Source organism: Pseudomonas sp. LF020, assembly GCF_053456425.1.
In genome coordinates this window covers 553,970-570,575 of record NZ_JBRFIX010000001.1, presented here as the reverse complement: position 1 = coordinate 570,575, position 16,606 = coordinate 553,970, and the positions used below count along the sequence as shown (strand labels likewise).

Annotated in this window: 15 protein-coding genes and 3 pseudogenes; 12 read left to right on the top strand and 6 right to left on the bottom strand. The window is 60.9% G+C overall.

Annotated elements, in window-relative coordinates; translation table 11 throughout:
• Position 1: 1 nt before the first annotated feature.
• The 5 genes and pseudogenes from ACU680_RS02690 to ACU680_RS02670 all read left to right on the top strand — a co-directional run bounded on the left by ACU680_RS02690 (position 2) and on the right by ACU680_RS02670 (position 4,144).
• Complete coding sequence (locus tag ACU680_RS02690; protein WP_448178580.1) at positions 2-610, top strand: TetR/AcrR family transcriptional regulator; 609 nt, start codon at positions 2-4, stop codon at positions 608-610.
• A gap of 155 nt (positions 611-765) precedes the next feature.
• A pseudogene (locus ACU680_RS02685) lies at positions 766-1,814 on the top strand (diguanylate cyclase).
• 123 nt (positions 1,815-1,937) lie between these two features.
• Positions 1,938-2,798, top strand: a pseudogene (locus ACU680_RS02680) (PAS domain-containing protein); the annotation flags it as partial.
• A gap of 51 nt (positions 2,799-2,849) precedes the next feature.
• Positions 2,850-3,344, top strand: a complete 495-nt coding sequence (locus ACU680_RS02675; RefSeq protein WP_448178717.1) for a methyl-accepting chemotaxis protein — start codon at positions 2,850-2,852, stop codon at positions 3,342-3,344.
• 266 nt (positions 3,345-3,610) lie between these two features.
• The gene (locus ACU680_RS02670; protein WP_367085451.1) at positions 3,611-4,144 is read left to right on the top strand and encodes a DUF1003 domain-containing protein; all 534 of its coding nucleotides are present in this window, start codon (positions 3,611-3,613) and stop codon (positions 4,142-4,144) included.
• Here the strand turns inward: ACU680_RS02670 and ACU680_RS02665 are convergent, their stop codons facing one another.
• The gene (locus ACU680_RS02665; RefSeq protein ID WP_448178716.1) at positions 4,145-5,086 is read right to left on the bottom strand and encodes a LysR family transcriptional regulator; all 942 of its coding nucleotides are present in this window, start codon (positions 5,084-5,086) and stop codon (positions 4,145-4,147) included.
• Positions 5,087-5,223: 137 nt separating this feature from the next.
• On the opposite strand from ACU680_RS02665, the gene ACU680_RS02660 reads away from it, so the two are divergent.
• Complete coding sequence (locus tag ACU680_RS02660; RefSeq protein ID WP_448178579.1) at positions 5,224-5,925, top strand: CTP synthase C-terminal region-related (seleno)protein; 702 nt, start codon at positions 5,224-5,226, stop codon at positions 5,923-5,925.
• The gene (locus tag ACU680_RS02655; RefSeq protein WP_448178578.1) at positions 5,922-6,236 is read left to right on the top strand and encodes an antibiotic biosynthesis monooxygenase family protein; all 315 of its coding nucleotides are present in this window, start codon (positions 5,922-5,924) and stop codon (positions 6,234-6,236) included. Before ACU680_RS02660 ends, ACU680_RS02655 begins: the two co-directional genes overlap by 4 nt.
• Before the next feature lie 279 nt (positions 6,237-6,515).
• On the opposite strand, the gene ACU680_RS02650 is transcribed toward ACU680_RS02655, so the two are convergent.
• A complete protein-coding gene (locus ACU680_RS02650; protein ID WP_367085454.1) occupies positions 6,516-6,842 on the bottom strand; it encodes a DUF2025 family protein in 327 nt (108 codons plus the stop codon).
• A gap of 222 nt (positions 6,843-7,064) precedes the next feature.
• Between ACU680_RS02650 and ACU680_RS02645 the strand changes: the two genes are divergently transcribed.
• From ACU680_RS02645 to ACU680_RS02635, 3 genes are all read left to right on the top strand, one after another.
• Positions 7,065-8,189: a glycerophosphodiester phosphodiesterase gene (locus ACU680_RS02645; RefSeq protein WP_448178577.1), complete on the top strand. Its 1,125-nt coding sequence runs from the start codon at positions 7,065-7,067 to the stop codon at positions 8,187-8,189.
• A 159-nt stretch (positions 8,190-8,348) separates the two neighbouring features.
• Positions 8,349-8,654 carry a PepSY domain-containing protein gene (locus ACU680_RS02640; protein WP_007963131.1) on the top strand — a complete coding sequence of 102 codons (306 nt, stop codon included), beginning with the start codon at positions 8,349-8,351 and terminating at the stop codon, positions 8,652-8,654.
• 160 nt (positions 8,655-8,814) lie between these two features.
• Entirely contained in the window at positions 8,815-9,990 is a 1,176-nt protein-coding gene (locus tag ACU680_RS02635) for a GAF domain-containing sensor histidine kinase (protein ID WP_448178576.1), read from the top strand.
• Positions 9,991-10,123: 133 nt separating this feature from the next.
• Here the strand turns inward: ACU680_RS02635 and ACU680_RS02630 are convergent, their stop codons facing one another.
• The 3 genes and pseudogenes from ACU680_RS02630 to ACU680_RS02620 form a co-directional block, all read right to left on the bottom strand.
• Positions 10,124-10,570, bottom strand: coding sequence for a hypothetical protein (locus tag ACU680_RS02630; protein WP_448178575.1), 447 nt, complete (start codon positions 10,568-10,570; stop codon positions 10,124-10,126).
• A 110-nt stretch (positions 10,571-10,680) separates the two neighbouring features.
• Positions 10,681-11,385, bottom strand: a complete 705-nt coding sequence (locus ACU680_RS02625; protein ID WP_410477716.1) for a methyl-accepting chemotaxis protein — start codon at positions 11,383-11,385, stop codon at positions 10,681-10,683.
• Between the two features lie 228 nt (positions 11,386-11,613).
• A pseudogene (locus ACU680_RS02620) lies at positions 11,614-11,724 on the bottom strand (hypothetical protein); the annotation flags it as partial.
• Between the two features lie 856 nt (positions 11,725-12,580).
• Between ACU680_RS02620 and ACU680_RS02615 the strand changes: the two are divergent.
• Together ACU680_RS02615 and ACU680_RS02610 are read left to right on the top strand one after the other, a co-directional pair.
• The gene (locus tag ACU680_RS02615; protein WP_108591520.1) at positions 12,581-13,603 is read left to right on the top strand and encodes a transporter; all 1,023 of its coding nucleotides are present in this window, start codon (positions 12,581-12,583) and stop codon (positions 13,601-13,603) included.
• 270 nt (positions 13,604-13,873) lie between these two features.
• A complete protein-coding gene (locus ACU680_RS02610; protein ID WP_007963137.1) occupies positions 13,874-15,487 on the top strand; it encodes an inorganic phosphate transporter in 1,614 nt (537 codons plus the stop codon).
• Between the two features lie 108 nt (positions 15,488-15,595).
• On the opposite strand, the gene ACU680_RS02605 is transcribed toward ACU680_RS02610, so the two are convergent.
• Positions 15,596-16,492 carry a LysR family transcriptional regulator gene (locus ACU680_RS02605; RefSeq protein ID WP_448178574.1) on the bottom strand — a complete coding sequence of 299 codons (897 nt, stop codon included), beginning with the start codon at positions 16,490-16,492 and terminating at the stop codon, positions 15,596-15,598.
• Between the last annotated feature and the right edge of the window lie 114 nt (positions 16,493-16,606).

Here is a 16,606-nt window from a genome sequence, read left to right as displayed (position 1 = left end):
TATGACAGCTCCAAAGCGCCTCACCGACCGCAAACGCGAAGCCATTATTCAGGCGGCGATTGCCGAGTTCCGGGCCAACGGTTTCGAGATCACCAGCATGGACAAGATCGCAGCCACCGCCGGGGTGTCGAAGCGCACGGTGTACAACCACTTCCCCAGCAAGGAAGAGCTGTTCGCCGAAATTCTCAACCAACTCTGGGCACGCATCACCGACGAGCAAACCGTGTCCTATCGCGCGGATCAGCCGCTGCGCGAGCAACTGCTGCCCATGTTGCTGGCTAAACTGCAGATGATGGCCGATGACAACTTTCTCGGACTGGCCCGGGTGGCGATTGCCGCCACCATCCATTCCCCGGAACGCGCGCAGGACATGGTGGCGCGCATGGGCGAGCGGGAAGAAGGCCTGACGGTGTGGATTCGCGCCGCTCAGGCGGATGGTCGACTGAAAGCCGTGGAGGCGGAATTCGCCGCGCAACAGATGCAGGGTCTGTTGAAATCGTTCGGGTTCTGGCCGCAGATTTCCATGGGCCTGCCACCACTGGATGCGGACACGCAGAAAGCTGTGGCCGAGTCGGCACTGGAGATGTTCCTGGCGCGATACCAGCTCTAGACCGCTCCTCTCCTGTGCCCACCACGATTAAATGGCTCGAAAGGACACTGATTATTCCCGGTGGAATAAATGACAATGTCCGACAATTTACCGACGAACGGTCAACCTGAATAAACACTTAAAAGTATTTCAGGATGAATCTGGCGCAGGACATCATGGAAAACCAACGCGGCAAGGGCCTGTCATTCGCCAGACGCATTTATCTGCCAAGGACCATCGGTCTGGGCGTCGGCTTTTTCAGCGTCGCGGCCGCGCTGTATCCGTTGCACATGCCGACCTGGCTCTGGGCGCTGCTGGTGTTCAACGGTTTTCTCTGGCCGCATCTGGCCTATCAGGTTTCAACCCGCTCGACCTTCCCCTACCACGCCGAACGCCGCAACCTGTTGTACGACTCGTTGTGCGGCGGTTTCTGGACCGCGTGTTTTCAGTTCAACCCGCTGACCACCGTGACCATCCTGTCGATGATGACCATGAACAATGTCGCCGCCGGTGGACGACGTCTGTTCCTGCTGGGTGCTCTGGCCCAAATCGCCGGCGTGTTGCTGGGCTGGTTACTGTTCGGCTTCAAGTTCAGCCTGACGATGACGCAGATCCAAGTCTGGGCCTGTCTGCCGATGCTGACCTTGTACCCCTTGGCCCTGGGCATGGTCTGTTACCAACTGGCGATCAAACTTGCACGACACAAACGTGCGCTCAGGGACCTGAGCCGCACCGACAGCCTCACCGGGTTGCTCAATCACGGCGCCTGGAAGGATCTGCTGTACACGCATTTCATGCTGTGCCGGCAACACCACACCCAGGATATTCTGGCGCTGATCGACATCGATCACTTCAAGACCATCAACGATAATACGGGCACCTCGTTGGCGACGCCGTGCTGCGTGAGCTGAGCCAGGCACTCAACGGGCTGCTGGCCGAAGGTGAACGGGCCGGACGTTATGGCGGCGACGAGTTTTGCCTGATCCTGCCCGATCAGCCACTCAATAAAGCCGAGGCGCAAATGGAACGATTGCGTCAGGCGCTGGACCAATACCGGCACCCGGATGTGCCAGCGCTGCGCGTCAGCCTGAGTATTGGTCTGGCCCGGTTTCAGCCGTCGTATAGCGACGCGGTTGCCTGGCTGGATGACGCCGACAAAGCGCTGTACACCGCCAAACACACGGGGCGCAACACCATCAGTGTGGCGCTGAGCAATCCGGGTTAAGAAGACGCGCCTCCTCTCAGTCTTGAAAAAACTGCAAACATGTTGATTCGCAATTTCTTGTACAACTTAAATCAGTTTGTATAAGATCTGCTCGTCAGCCTGGATGCTGGCACTTTGCAGTCAATGACCAATGCCAACCCGGCATTTGCTCTGCCAGCGCGGAAACAGGGACACAAACCTCGTCTTTCCCTACTTCCAGGTACTGCCCCTATGTTTTTCAAACGCCACCAGTCCGAACTCAACGACCTTCAACACACCATCACCGAACAGAACGGCCTGCTTGAAGCGATCAATCGCTCCATGGCGGTGATCGAGTTCGATCTTGAAGGCGTGGTGTTAAAGGCCAATGACAACTTCCTCAAAACCATGGGTTACCGCGCCGAGCAGGTGATCGGCCAGCCTCATCGCTTGTTCTGCACCCCGGAGTTTGGCCGCAGCGCGCAATACACCGAACTGTGGTCGCGCCTGAAAAACGGCCAGTTCCAGTCCGGTACCTTCGAGCGGATCAACAGCCAGGGCCAGCCGGTCTGGCTGGAAGCCAACTACAACCCGATCAAGGATGCGTCGGGGCGCGTGGTCAAAGTGGTCAAGTTCGCGATGGACGTGACGACCAAAGTCCAGCAGGAAAGCGAGGCCAATGCCAAGCTGCAGGCGATCGACCGAGCGATGGCGGTGATCGAATTCGACATCGACGGCAGTATTCTTACGGCCAACCAGAATTTTCTGACGCGCATGGGTTACACGCTCGCTGAACTCAAGGGTAAACATCACCGTTTGTTCTGCCGCGCGGAACTGGTCAACAGCAGCGCCTACGAGGATTTCTGGCGCCGGTTGAATCAGGGTGAGTTGTTCCAGGGCCAGTTCGAACGTGTCGACAAGCGCGGCCAGAGTGTGTGGCTGGAGGCCAACTACAACCCGGTGTATGACGCCGCCGGGCGCTTGTGCAAGGTGGTGAAATTTGCCACGGACGTCACCGCCCGCGTCGAGCAGCACGAGCACGATGCGCGCAGCGCCAGCGCCGCTTATCACATCTCGGTGGAAACCCGGAAAGTCGCCGAGCAAGGCACTCAGGTGATCCAGCAGGCGGCCAGCGAGATGCGTGAAATCGCTGACGATATCGCGCAGTCATCAACGCTGATCGCGCAACTTGGCGAGCGTTCGGAGCAGATCACCGAGATCGTCAACACCATCCGCGCGATTGCCGACCAGACCAATCTGCTGGCGCTCAACGCGGCGATTGAAGCGGCGCGCGCCGGTGACCAGGGTCGCGGGTTCGCGGTGGTAGCGGACGAAGTGCGGCAACTGGCGGCGCGCACCAGTGGCTCGACGGCGGAGATTTCCAACATGATCGGTTTGATCCAGAGCGAAACCCGGCAGGCGATCAAGAGCATGGAAGGCACCCGCGGGCGGGCGGCGCAAGGCGTTGAACTGGCGGACCAGGCCGGCAGCGTGATTCTGCAGATCCGCGATGGCGCCAGTGAAGCGGTACAGGCGGTGAGCATGTTTGCCAATGAACGGGCGCCGGGCTGAGGGACCGCGTCGCGGCTTTCGCGGGCAAGCCCGCTCCCACAGGGAAATGCGTTCCAATGTGGGAGCATGTTTGCCAATGAACGGGTGCCGGGCTAAAAGACCGCGTCGCGGCTTTCGCGGGCAAGCCCGCTCCCACAATGATCGAGTCGATCATCTAACCTGTGATCAACCCAGAACCTGTGGGAGCGGGCTTGCCCGCGAAGGGGCCGTCAGCCTCAGCACAAGGCTATAGTGACCCAAAGCCCCTGAAGCCTGCCGAGCCCATCATGACCACAGAAAAACCCGAAACGCCCACCACCGCCCCTGTCGACCATCTGCGCTTTCACCGCCCCCACGCCCACCTCAACACCACTTTCGGCGACGACAAGTTCGCCCTGCGTGCCGAGGCCTTTGCGCGGTTCTTCGGCACGCCGGCGTTTCTCGGCGCGCAAACCCTGATCGTGCTGTTATGGGTTGTACTCAACGTGACGGGCATCACCACTTTCGACGTGTACCCGTTCATCCTGCTCAACCTCGCGTTCAGCCTGCAATCGGCCTACGCCGCGCCGTTGATCCTGCTGGCACAAACCCGGCAGGCCGCACGGGACAAGGCGCAAGCGGACGCCGATGCGCAACACCGTGAAGCATTGGCGACGGCCAACACCGAGCGTCAGGCGCAAGCGGCGAACACCACCGCACAATTGCTGGAGCTGCTGGAGCAGAACACCCAGCTCACCGAAATGACCAAGAGCCTGACTGAACGCATCGAAGGCCTGACCCGCGAACTGCATGCGCACATCTGCCAGAACCCGCAACGCTGATCACGGCAACCGCAGCGCCCGCCCCAACTCATCGAACAGAGTGACCACCGAGCGCAATGCCCGGCAATCCGGGCGGGTCAGCAACCACAGCGCGGTGTCGTAGCCGTGCAACGGTTCGCTGAGGGCCTGCAAACCTTCAGTGATCAGAAAGTCCGGCAACGCTGCCACGCCGAGTCCACCGCGCACCAGTTCGGTCACCGACAGCATGCTGTTGCAGCGATAACTCGGGGTCACGCCAGGCAACTGCTGGCGCCGCCAGGCAACGGTCGGATGATCCGGCAGAAACTCGTCCGGAGCGATCCAGGTCAGCGCCGCCAAATCCGATGCATCGACGGTTTGCAGATAACGCGCGCTGGCGCAGACCCGGTAGGAAATCTTCGCCAGTTGCCGTCCGACCAGATGCTCCGGCGGTGTACGCGTCAGGCGCAGGGCGATGTCGGCGTCGCGGCGGCTGAGGTTGGCGAAATCGTTGGAGGTGCTCAGTTCAATTGTCAGCGCCGGATAGTTCGGCATGAACTGCGTCAGCGCCGGCAACAGCAGCCCTTGCAGCACCGAATCGGTACAGGTCAGGCGCACCGTGCCGCTGACCACTTCCCCGCCCTGCTCGACTCCGATCCGCGCCGCTTCCAGTGCCTGCTCGGCGCGTTCGGCTTGCTCGGCCAGAGTCTGCGCGAGGGTGGTCGGCAGGTAACCGGCGCGGCTCTTTTCGAACAATTGCTGACCGAGCGCTGACTCCAGACGCCGTACCGCGCGAAACACCGTCGACACGTCTACTCTGAGCAGCTGCGAAGCCCGAGCCAGAGAGCCGCCGCGCACCAACGCGAGGATCAGCGCCAGATCCGGGTAGTCGAGCCGATAGTGCGTCGCTGCATTGATCACTTGGGAAAACGCCAATATTGAGTGCGTGAACGCCAATCTATAGTGAGCCCCGGTGATCGACAACTGCACACCCTCACTGTAGTGAGGGGATTCATCCCCGATGGACTGCGCAGCAGGCCTTGTTTAAAGGCCACTTCGCGCCCCGTCGGGGATAAATCCCCTCTCCACAGAGGTTCACTCACTCAAATCAAGGAAATCCCATGGACGCCATTTCCATCGCCCTGATCGGCGACTACGACCCGCAAGTCACCGCCCACCAGGCGATTCCCCTCGCACTCGGGATGATCGCCGAGCAGTCCGGGCGCAATGTGCAATTTCAGTGGCTGCCCACCGAGCAGATTCTCGCCGACACCGCGTTGGATCACTTCGACGGTTTCTGGTGCGTCCCGGCCAGCCCCTACAAAAGCGAAGCCGGTGCACTCAGGGCCATCCGTTTTGCCCGCGAACAACAGCGTCCTTTCCTCGGCACCTGCGGTGGTTTTCAGCATGCGGTGCTGGAGTTTTCCCGCAATGTGCTGGGCTGGGCCGATGCCGAGCATGGCGAAACATCACCGGATTCACCGCGAGCCGTGCTCGCGCCACTGACCTGTTCACTGGTGGAGGCGGTGGACAGCATTCATCTGGTCGCAGGCTCGTTGATCGCCAAAGCGTACGAAACGTCCGAGATTCATGAAGGCTATCGCTGCCGATTCGGGGTGAATCCGCAGTTCGAACAAGAATTGCTGACTCATCAGCTACGCGCCGTGGGGCACGATTCGGCGGGCGACTTGCGCGCCATCGAGTTGACCGACCATGTGTTTTTTGTCGCCACGCTGTTTCAACCGGAACGCGCGGCGCTCAAGGGCCAGGTTCCGCCGCTGGTGCGAGCATTTGTCGATGCGTGTGCGGAGCAACGCCCATGAAGCCGAACGAGCCTTGCTTTGCGGTGATTTTCACCTCGACCCGCACCGAGGGTGACAACGGTTATGCCGCGGCCTCCGAGCGCATGATGGAGCTGGTCAGCCAGCAACCGGGGTTTCTCGGCATTGATTCGATTCGCGGGGAAGACGGGGTGGGGATCACCATTTCGTACTGGGAGAGCGAGGCGGCGATTCTAGCCTGGCGCGAGCATCCCGAACACCGGGTGATTCAGGCGCGTGGGCGGGCACAGTGGTATTCGAAGTTTCAGACCCGGGTGTGTCGGGTGGAGCGGGAGTATCGGTTTGGGCAGTGAGCTTGATGGCGTTCCCACCGGCCTCATCGCTGGCAAGCCAGCTCCCACAGGTACAGCGTGATCTTCAGAACAACGCAAAACCTGTGGGAGCGTGGCTTGCCCGCGAAGAGGCCAGTAGCGTCAATACAAAAACCTCAGCCCCGCACCAGACTGCGCACCGCCACAATCTCCGGCACCTCAACCTTGCTCCCACAGGTACAGCGTGATCTTCAGAACAACGCAAAACCTGTGGGAGCGTGGCTTGCCCGCGAAGAGGCCAGTAGCGTCAATACAAAAACTTCAGCCCTTCACCAGACTGCGCACCGCCACAATCTCCGGCACCTCAACCTTGCTCATGTACACCCGCAACGGCTCGGTGATGTTGATCCGCTCATCGATGTTCTGATCCAGCAGCAACTGAATCAACTCGCGTTTAAGCGTCATGGTCTGCGACGTCGCTGGCGCCCAGACAAATTCGCTGGTGGGAATAATGCCGTCATCGGCCACGTCCATGCCGAACGAATCTTCGCTGAATCGCACGATGTACTGGCCGGTCTTGCGGTTGAGGCCGACAAAACCCTTGAGGTCATCGGCGGCCTGACAGATGAGTTGGGAAGTGATGCGCATGGTAAACCTCACGAAAAATCATCGATGGTTTACACGCAGGGCAACGGAATCGGCACGCCCTCTGCCGGGGCATCTGCCACGGGCAAGCGTACTGCAAACCGTGCCACAAAAGTGCAGGAAAAATCGCTTTTAATACGTTTATGTCGGTCTGGCGATAGCACGCAATCGATTCAGTTGTTAAAAGGTACGTCTTTGAAAATGCCCTGCGAAAGGAACTCGAACATGCCCGCCACTTTCACCAAAAGCGCCCTCCTGCTGAGCCTGATGCTCGGTCTCGGTCAGGCCCACGCCGCCCAGACGGACATCGACGCGCTGGCCGCCGCCCACGGCATCCCGCACCCGGCGGTGATCGCGCACCGTGGCGCATCCTTCGACGCACCGGAATCCACCGCCGCTTCCTACAAACTGGCCCGCGATCTCGGCGCCGACTACCTGGAAATGGACTTGCAGCGCAGCAAGGACGGCGTGTTGTTCGCCCTGCACGACAACAACCTGCAACGCACCACCGACGTCGCGACCAAATTCCCGGAGCGCAAGGACAGCCCGGCCAACGCCTTCACAATGGCCGAACTGAAAACCCTCGACGCCGGCAGCTGGTACAACAAGGCCTACCCGGATCGCGCGCGTCCATCCTACGCCGGGCTGAAAATCCTCACCCTCGACGAAATCATCGACATCGCCCAGGCCAACCCGAAACACAAGCCAGGCCTGTACATCGAAACCAAAGAGCCGCAGCTGTTTCCGGGCATCGAGCATGACCTCAAAGCGAAGCTGCAGGATCGCGGCTGGCTGAGCCCGGCGGGTTCGAAACTGGCCAAAAGCGAGCTGGGCGTCGGCCAGGGCAAAGGCAAGGTGATCCTGCAGACCTTCGAGAAAAACAGCCTCGAACTGCTGCAGAAGGAAATGCCGCAAGTGCCGAAGATCCTGTTGCTGTGGGTCGGCGAAGGCAGCATCGAGCCGAAATCGAAGGTGACCTTTGCCGAGTCCGGCGAGAAGGACAAGAACGTGTTCTACGGCAAGCAGGAACCGAAGTCCGACGCCGAACTCAAGCAGTGGGTGGATTTCGCCAAGGCTCACGGCGCCATCGGCACCGGTCCTTCGGCGAAGCTGACCAAGGGTGGCGACCAGAGCTATTCGGATCTGGTGCAACCGTGGATGAACCAGTACACCCACGATCAGGGCATGCTGGTGCACGTCTATACCGTCGATGAGCCGGTGGACTTCGAGAAAGTCATGGCGGCTGGCGTTGATGGCATCTTCACCAACCGCGCCAGCGAACTGTTGAAGTTCTACAAGCGTCCGGCCAGTGCCAGTGTGGATCAGGTGTTGAAGAACAACGGGTTCTGATCTCCAAAACCGGGGCGCCTTCATCGCGGGCGAGCCACGCTCCCACAGGTTTTGTGTCGGGCATGGTTTGCCCGTTTTGTATTCGGGGGTTTTAAGGGTGAATTAAGTTGCGGTGGTTAACCTGAGCCCACTTCAACGAACAACCCAAGGAATGACCCGATGAAAACTTTGACTGCCCTGTTTACCGCTGCTGCCCTGACCCTCACCGCTGGCCTGGCTCAGGCCGATGTACGCGTCGACCAGATCCCGCAACTGGTGAAGGAAGGCAAGATCAAGTCGCTGGAATCGATGAACGCCGAGGCGCTGAAACTGCACCCGGGTGCGACCATCACCGACACCGATCTGGATAACCACTTCAACGGTTACGAGTACGAAGTCGAGCTGAAAACCGCTGATGGCAAAGAGTTCGACGTCGACTTCGATGCCACCACCGGCAAGGTGCTGAGCAACAAGCAAGACACCTGATACACCGCCAACGCAAAGCCGCACGATCAGCGATCGTGCGGCTTTTTTGCGTCCGTTGCCCGGCGAATCACGCGGATGCAGCCTGAAGGGATGCCAAAACCGCCATCAGACCGCTAGTATGGCGACCATCAGATAACGATTGCAGCCGAGAACGATGGGCATGGGGCAGACAGCGGCAGCAGACATCGCGACAATCGGACGGATCAGCGCGGTTCCGGCGATCCTTCAGGTGATCCGCGAACTGACCGGCCTGCGCTTTGCCGCCGTGGCACGGGTCAACGAGGATTCGTGGACAGCCTGCGCCGTCCTCGATCAGCTGGATTTCGGCCTGCAGGTCGGTGGCGAGCTGGATCTGGTCACCACCCTGTGCCACGAAATCCGTCAGTCGCATGTCTCAGTGGTGATCGACAAGGCCAGCGAAGACCCGCTCTACCGCGATCATCACACCCCGCGCCTGTACAAGTTCGAGAGCTATATCTCGGTGCCGGTGTTCCGCACTGACGGGCGGTTTTTCGGCACGATCTGCGCGCTCGATCCGAACCCGGCACAACTCAAGTCGAGCAGCATCCAGAGCACCATGGAGTCGTTCGCGCGGATGCTCGCGTTGCAGATCGAAGCCGAGGAAAACGCGCAGCGCACCGAAACCGCGTTGTTGCAGGAGCGCGAAACCGCCGAGTTGCGCGAACAATTCATCGCCGTTCTCGGCCACGATTTGCGCAACCCGTTGTTCGCCATCAGCGCTGGCGCCGAAATGCTTCTGCGCAAGCATCCGGATCCGGCCATCGAAGTGCGGCTACGCAATATCCTTGGCAGTGCGCAAAGGGCAACGCGGTTGGTGGATGATGTGCTCGACTTCGCTCGCGGGCGATTGGGCAAAGGCATTCCGGTGGATATCCAGCCCTGCGCGGATTTGACCGAAGCCGTGCAACAGGTGGTGACGGAGATTCGCAATGTGCATCCGCAGCGTACGATTCATGCGTCCATCGGTGACTTGCAGGGCTTGCCCTGTGACCGCGCGAGAATTGCTCAACTGCTGTCGAACCTGCTGGCCAATGCCGTGGCCCATGGCGACCCGGCGGGTGACATTGAGGTCATCGCGCAAGTCGAGCACGGCGCGTTGATGCTGGGGGTGAAGAATCAGGGGCACATTCCCGAGGCGATCCTGCCGCACCTGTTCCAGCCTTACTCGCGCCCGGCCGGCAGCGCGCCCCAGGCCGGGCTCGGTCTGGGGCTGTACATCGCCAGCCAGATCGCCCAGTCCCATGGCGGGTATTTGCATGTGGCGTCCACCGCACAGAGCGGCACATTGTTCACCTTCAGCCTGCCCACAGCCTGAAAAGCACACCTTGGATCCCTGTGGGAGCGAGCTTGCTCGCGAAGCTGTTGTGTCTGCCACACATGAGTCGACTGGCACACCGCTTTCGCGAGCAAGCTCGCTCCCACATTGGTTCTGCAGTGCTCCGAAGTTGTCAGGCCGAAGTGCTGACCAACGACCCCGAGCTGCTCGACCCGGACTCCTGCAACGCCTGCAACAACGCCGCCGTGGCCGTCTGCAACGAAGCCGAAGTGCTGGAGATTTGCGACTCGGCGGAGGCCACGTCAGCCGCTTTGGCATCAGCGTCTTCCTGCTTGGCCTGAGCCGCTTGCAATGCCTGCTGTTGTTCCTGCAATTGCTTTTGCAACTCGGCGATCTGCTTGCGCAGTTCTTTCACCGAATCCGATTCATCGCTGCTGCTGGAACTGCTGTCGCCTGCCGGAGCCGCGCCACCGCCGGCCGTCACTTTGCTGGTGTCGGCGCTGGCACCTGCACTGCTGGTTGCAGTGGTCGAGGTGTCGTCACTGGCGTCGCTGATTTTGGTTTTGCTGGTGGCGGTGCTGACGGTCTGATTGATCGAAACAGAGGTGATGCTGACCATGGGATGGCTCCAATGCCGGTTTTAGATAACCGGCCATCGGCGGCAGTCGCAGGGATTTGAGATCGACTGTGTACCGACTCGGTAACCGAACCGGTACACGTCGGCGGACGTCAGGCGCTCAGGCGCGCGGTGACTTCATTGAGTTGCCCGGACAGGCCGTGCAGGTTCTGGCTGGCGCTTTCGGTGCGCTGCACGCTGTTGAGGTTGGTACTGGCGATCGAGGTGATCTCGGTCAGGTTGCGCGAGATGTCTTCGGCCACCGAGGTCTGCTCTTCGGCGGCGGTGGCGATCTGGCGGTTCATGTCGCGGATCGCTTCCACCGCGTGGGTGATGCGCTCCAGCATCGCACCGGCCTGGGTCACTTGCTCGACGCTTTCATCGCTGCGCGCCTGACCGCTTTCGATCGCTTGCGCGGCGTCCACGGCACCGGTCTGCACGTTCTGAATGATCTGGTTGATCTCGATGATCGACTCTGCGGTGCGCTGAGCGAGATTGCGCACCTCGTCGGCGACCACCGCGAAACCGCGCCCGGCTTCACCAGCCCGCGCCGCTTCAATCGCCGCGTTGAGCGCCAGCAGGTTGGTCTGTTCGGCGATGCCGCGGATCACTTCCAGCACTTTGCCGATGCGGCCGCTGTCGCTTTCCAGACGACGAATCACTTCAGCGGTGTTGGCAATCTCGCCACGCATCTTGGTGATGGTGTGGATGGTGCCCTGCATGACCTTTTCACCCTGCTGGGCGGACTGATCGGCATCGTCGGCAGCGCGCGCCGCATCCGCCGCATGGCGGGCGACTTCCTGGGCGGTGGCGGACATTTCGTTCATCGCCGTGGCCACCTGATCGGTGCGGTTGAACTGCTCGTTGGTGCCGCCGGCCATGGTCGTGGCAATGGCATTCAGTTCGCCGCTGGCGCTGTCCAGATCACTGGCGCTGCGTTGCAGATGAGTGAAGGTTTCGGCGAGGAAATCACGCAGGGTATTGGCCGCGGCGGCCAGGTTGCCCAGTTCGTCCTGACGGTCGTTGGCGACCCGCTCGGCGAGGCGCCCACGGCTCAATTGAGTGACGTAATCGATCAGCTTGCGGATCGGATCGATCAGGTTGCGGTTGACCAGCCACAGGCTCAGCAAACCGATCAACAGGCCCGAGCCGAGCATCACCACAATGCCCAGCAGCACGGTGCTGTCAGCACTGGCGCTGATCTGCGCCGACTGTTCGGTACCCTGCTTGCGCAGCTCGGCGACCAGTTCGCTCATCTGATCGCTGGTGGCACGGTCCACGCCTTTGACGGCGTTGTCGCCAGCCGTTGGATCACCACCAGCCGCCACGTAGGCATCGCGCCCTTTCTGGTACGCGGCGCCGAGTTGACGATGTTCGTCACGCAGGCGTTCGATGCGGCTTTTCAGCGCCGGCTCAAGGCCTTTCTGGCCGGCCAGTTCACCGAGAATGTTTTGCACATCGCGCTGACGATCTTCGAACTGGCTCCAGTATTTGCCCAGGTCCGCCGGTTGCTTGCCGCGCAGCAAGACGTTTTTCCACTCCTGCACCTGTACCTTGAATTGCAGGTTGGCCTCGTCGATCAACTGCGAGGTATGCAACGGGCCGGCGATCAACTGGCTGTAGTTCTGCACGCCGTTGGACAGGTAGTGAAAGCAGGCCAGTGCGATCAACAGCATCGCCAGCAGGCTGCCGCTCAGCAGGGCGAGAATTTGCGCTCTCAGGGATTTTTGCAGCATCGCAAGATACTCAAGGACAGGGATGAGGCACGCCCGGTAAGGCGTGGAATTTTGCCGGACATCCGTGTCGGCGCGCCTTGGCTCATGGCCAAGCGCGCGCAACGTAACCTAAGCGTGATCGGCGTACCAGAGCGCTTCTTGAAGAAAATCCGACCGCCGGTAAGCCGCTGATTTGACGTCATTTTGCTGTCACACAAACGTCATGTGACATTGCGATGATCCGGCTCAGGTGAATCTGAAAACTCCGCGCCAGACGCCCTCCTCGCAGCGAGCCTCCATGAACCACAGCCTCGACCTCAGTCATCGCGATCCTGATTTGTTCGGTCTGCTTTACGGCTTCCGTTTTCGTCCCGGTGAACGTGGCCGCGAAGTCGATTCGGCGACCGCCCTGCGTTGTCTGCAAGACGACAGCGACACTGATGAATTTCTCTGGCTGCACCTGAACCTGGCCCACGCCGCGTGCGAGCGCTGGATGAAAAGTCATCTGCAATTGCCTGAAGAGTTTTTCGAGGCGCTGCACGAAGGTTCGCGCTCGACGCGCATCGAACACGTTGACTCGGCCTTGCTGGCGGTGGTCAACGACGTGGTGTTCAACCTCAGCAGCATGGTTTCCTCGGACGTGTCGACTCTGTGGGTCTGCGTGCGCAGCAAACTGATCGTCAGCGCACGCCTGCAACCGCTGCACTCGGTGGACAAATTGCGCTCGTCGGTGAAGGCCGGTGAATGCTTTCGTTCGCCGTCGGAGCTGCTGGTGCACCTGCTGCGTGATCAGGGCGAAGTGCTGACGCAGATCGTGCGCAAGACCAGCATGAGCGTCGATCAGGTCGAGGACGAATTGCTCTCCTCACGGCTGTCGACCAACCGCGCCGAACTCGGCGCCAACCGCCGGGTGCTGGTGCGCCTGCAACGGCTGTTGGCGCTGGAGCCGGGCTCCTTGCTGCGCCTGCTCAACCGGCCGCCGCCGTGGCTGCAGAAGGAGGATGTCAAGGAGCTGCGCAAATCCACCGAGGAGTTCGCACTGATCATCAACGACCTCACTGCCTTGGGCGAGCGGATCAAACTGCTCCAGGAAGAGATCGCCGCCAACCTCAACGAACAGAGCAACCGCACACTGTTCACCCTGACCGTGGTGACGGTGCTGGCGCTGCCGATCAACATCATCGCCGGCTTCTTCGGGATGAACGTGGGGGGTGTGCCGCTGTCGACGGATCCCGAGGGCTTCTGGATATTGGTGGCGCTGGTGGCGACGTTTACCGTGATTGCCGGGCGCTGGGCGTTTCGCAAGCGTGGGGATTACTAGGGCAACACCGTCCCCTGTGGCGAGGGAGCTTGCTCCCGCTCGGCTGCGCAGCAGTCGCAAACCAGGCGAAATGGTTTCTCTGATACAGCGCGGTGAATGGTTTCAGGGGAGCTTCGCTCCCCAGCGGGAGCAGGCTCCCTCGCCACAGGGGAACTCATCTTTAGACCAGCGGTGAGCTAATCCGCCAAACACTGACCTGCCGCAGTCTCTCTGTAATATTTAGCAACGATCATGACCGACACTCCTTCCCTCGCTCAGGATTGTCCGCTCATGGCTACTCCCTCCCTGACCGCCCGCCAGACGTCCGCCCCCAGCGGCAGGCCAGCCCTCGACAAGAAAACCGGCCCGTTCACCTACGTGATCTTTTTCGCGGTGCTCGCGATGGGCATGCTGTTCACCGCTTACAGCCTGATGCACGACATGCATGAACTGGGTACCACCGTCACCACCTGGACCCCGTTCCTGCTGCTCGGCGTGGCACTGTTGATTGCGCTGGGCTTCGAGTTCGTCAACGGTTTCCACGACACCGCCAACGCAGTTGCGACGGTGATCTACACCCACTCGCTGCCGCCAAATGTGGCGGTGGTGTGGTCGGGGTTCTTCAACTTCCTTGGAGTGCTGCTGTCCAGCGGCGCGGTGGCGTTCGGCATCATCGCCCTGCTGCCGGTGGAGCTGATTTTGCAGGTCGGTTCGTCCGCCGGTTTCGCGATGATCTTCGCCCTGCTGATCGCAGCGATTCTGTGGAACCTCGGCACCTGGTGGCTGGGCCTGCCGGCCTCCTCTTCCCACACCCTGATCGGCTCGATCATCGGCGTCGGCGTGGCCAACGCCTTAATGCACGGGCGCGACGGCACCAGCGGCGTGGACTGGGCGCAGGCGACCAAGATCGGTTATGCGCTGTTGCTGTCACCGCTGGTGGGCTTCGGCTGCGCGGCGCTGTTGCTGCTGGCCATGCGCGCCTTCATCAAGAATCGCGCGCTGTACAAGGCGCCAGAAGGCAACAACCCGCCGCCGTGGTGGATTCGCGGTTTGCTGATAGCCACCTGCACTGGTGTGTCCTTCGCCCACGGCTCCAACGACGGGCAGAAAGGCATGGGCCTGATCATGCTGATTCTGGTCGGCACCCTGCCGATGGCTTACGCGTTGAACCGCACCATGCCCGCCGATCAGGCGTTGCAGTTCGCCGCTGTCGCCGAGGTCACCCAGCAAGCGCTGGTGAAAAGTGCGCCTCAACCGGCACCCGCCGATCCGCGCCCGGTGCTCTCTGATTACGTGCGCAGCAAGCAAGCCACGCCACAACTGATCCCCGCCCTCGCCGCCCTCACCGGGCACATTGGCGAAGAGGTCAAAGGCTATGGTTCGCTGTCGAAAGTTCCGGCCGAAGCCATGGGCAACGTGCGCAACGACATGTACCTGGCCAGCGAAAGCATTCGCCTGATGGACAAGAACAAGGTCGGCAACTTCGACGCCGACACCACTGACAAACTGCAACTGTTCAAACAGCAGATCGACAACGCCACACGCTTTATTCCGTTGTGGGTGAAGATCGCCGTGGCCATCGCCCTGGGCCTCGGCACCATGGTTGGCTGGAAACGGATTGTGGTGACGGTCGGCGAGAAGATCGGCAAGACCCACCTGACCTATGCCCAAGGCGCCTCGGCGGAAACCGTGGCGATGCTGACCATCGGCGCGGCGGACATGTTCGGCTTGCCGGTGTCGACCACCCACGTATTGTCATCGGGCGTGGCCGGGACCATGGTCGCCAATGGCGGTGGTTTGCAGATGAAGACCATCCGCAATCTGCTGATGGCGTGGGTGCTGACCTTGCCGGCGGCAATCCTGCTGTCGGGCAGCCTGTACTGGCTGTTCACCCAGATCTTCTGATCCCACAAATCCCCTGTAGGAGCTGCGGCACGCTGCGATCTCTTGATTTTGCTCTAAAAAACAAAATCAAAAGATCGCAGCGTGCCGCAGCTCCTACAGGGGATGCCTTCACAGCGTCGAACGGATGACATCGCCCAACCACTCCATGAACACCCGCACCCGCAGCGGCAAATGCCGCTGCCGCGCATACAGGATGGCAATGCCCATCGCCGGCGCCGTGAACTGCGGCAGCACAGTCACCAGTTCTCCGTTATCCAGATGCGGCTGCATGCCGGTGCGCGGTACCTGAATCAGACCGAAGCCGCCCAGGCAGGCCGATTCGTAAGCGTCGGTGCTGTTGACCGTGACACTGCCAGCCATCGGCAGACGCCGCACCTGACCGTCCTGTTCATACACAAACCCTTCCGAGCGCGAACCGAGCACCCCGACGTAGTGCACCAGCCGATGCTGCGCCAGATCCTCCAGCGTCTGCGGCACGCCGTAGCGCTCAAGGTACGCCGGGCTGGCGCAGTTGATCATCGGGAAGTCGCCCAAGTGCCGCGCCACCACCGATTGATCCGGCTGCGCGCCGATGCGCACCACGCAATCGAAACCCTCGCTGAGCAGGTCGACCCGGCGGTCGGTGCTGCTGATTTCCAGTTCCAGATTCGGGTGGCGCGCCATGAACTCCGGCAGCAGCGGCATGATCAGGCGCCGCGCGAGGATGTTCGGCATGTCGACGCGAATCCGTCCGCTCAGCGAAGCCGGATCCTGGCGGAACAGTCCCTCGATCTCGTCCATGTGCGACAGCAGATCCTTGCTGCGTTCGTACAGCACCAGGCCGTCCTGCGTCGCCTGTACCTTGCGCGTGGTGCGTTGCAGCAGGCGCGTGCCGAGCAGGGTTTCCAGGGCCTGCACATGCTCGGACACCGTCGAGCGCGGCAACCCGAGGCTCTCGCCGGCGAGGGTGAAACTCGACAGTTCGCTGACCCGGACGAAGGTGCGCAGCAGTTCCAGTTTGTTCATCAGGACACCCGTTGATTGTTCGGTTGAGTCGATCAGTGATTCCGGTTTCAGTCTGTTTATCACCCCATGGCGGATAAATAAACTTTGCCCATCACCACTCACCGCAATCGAGGA

What these genes read in the sequence shown, in the direction of transcription:
- ACU680_RS02625 (WP_410477716.1), bottom strand. Translation starts at nt 11,385, where the DNA reads ATGTCCGCCACCGCCCAGGAAGTCGCCCGCCATGCGGCGGATGCGGCG.
- ACU680_RS02655 (WP_448178578.1), top strand. Translation starts at nt 5,922, where the DNA reads ATGAAGCCGAACGAGCCTTGCTTTGCGGTGATTTTCACCTCGACCCGC.
- ACU680_RS02660 (WP_448178579.1), top strand. Translation starts at nt 5,224, where the DNA reads ATGGACGCCATTTCCATCGCCCTGATCGGCGACTACGACCCGCAAGTC.
- ACU680_RS02670 (WP_367085451.1), top strand. Translation starts at nt 3,611, where the DNA reads ATGACCACAGAAAAACCCGAAACGCCCACCACCGCCCCTGTCGACCAT.
- ACU680_RS02640 (WP_007963131.1), top strand. Translation starts at nt 8,349, where the DNA reads ATGAAAACTTTGACTGCCCTGTTTACCGCTGCTGCCCTGACCCTCACC.
- ACU680_RS02615 (WP_108591520.1), top strand. Translation starts at nt 12,581, where the DNA reads ATGAACCACAGCCTCGACCTCAGTCATCGCGATCCTGATTTGTTCGGT.
- ACU680_RS02645 (WP_448178577.1), top strand. Translation starts at nt 7,065, where the DNA reads ATGCCCGCCACTTTCACCAAAAGCGCCCTCCTGCTGAGCCTGATGCTC.
- ACU680_RS02650 (WP_367085454.1), bottom strand. Translation starts at nt 6,842, where the DNA reads ATGCGCATCACTTCCCAACTCATCTGTCAGGCCGCCGATGACCTCAAG.
- ACU680_RS02690 (WP_448178580.1), top strand. Translation starts at nt 2, where the DNA reads ATGACAGCTCCAAAGCGCCTCACCGACCGCAAACGCGAAGCCATTATT.
- ACU680_RS02635 (WP_448178576.1), top strand. Translation starts at nt 8,815, where the DNA reads ATGGGGCAGACAGCGGCAGCAGACATCGCGACAATCGGACGGATCAGC.
- ACU680_RS02610 (WP_007963137.1), top strand. Translation starts at nt 13,874, where the DNA reads ATGGCTACTCCCTCCCTGACCGCCCGCCAGACGTCCGCCCCCAGCGGC.
- ACU680_RS02605 (WP_448178574.1), bottom strand. Translation starts at nt 16,492, where the DNA reads ATGAACAAACTGGAACTGCTGCGCACCTTCGTCCGGGTCAGCGAACTG.
- ACU680_RS02630 (WP_448178575.1), bottom strand. Translation starts at nt 10,570, where the DNA reads ATGGTCAGCATCACCTCTGTTTCGATCAATCAGACCGTCAGCACCGCC.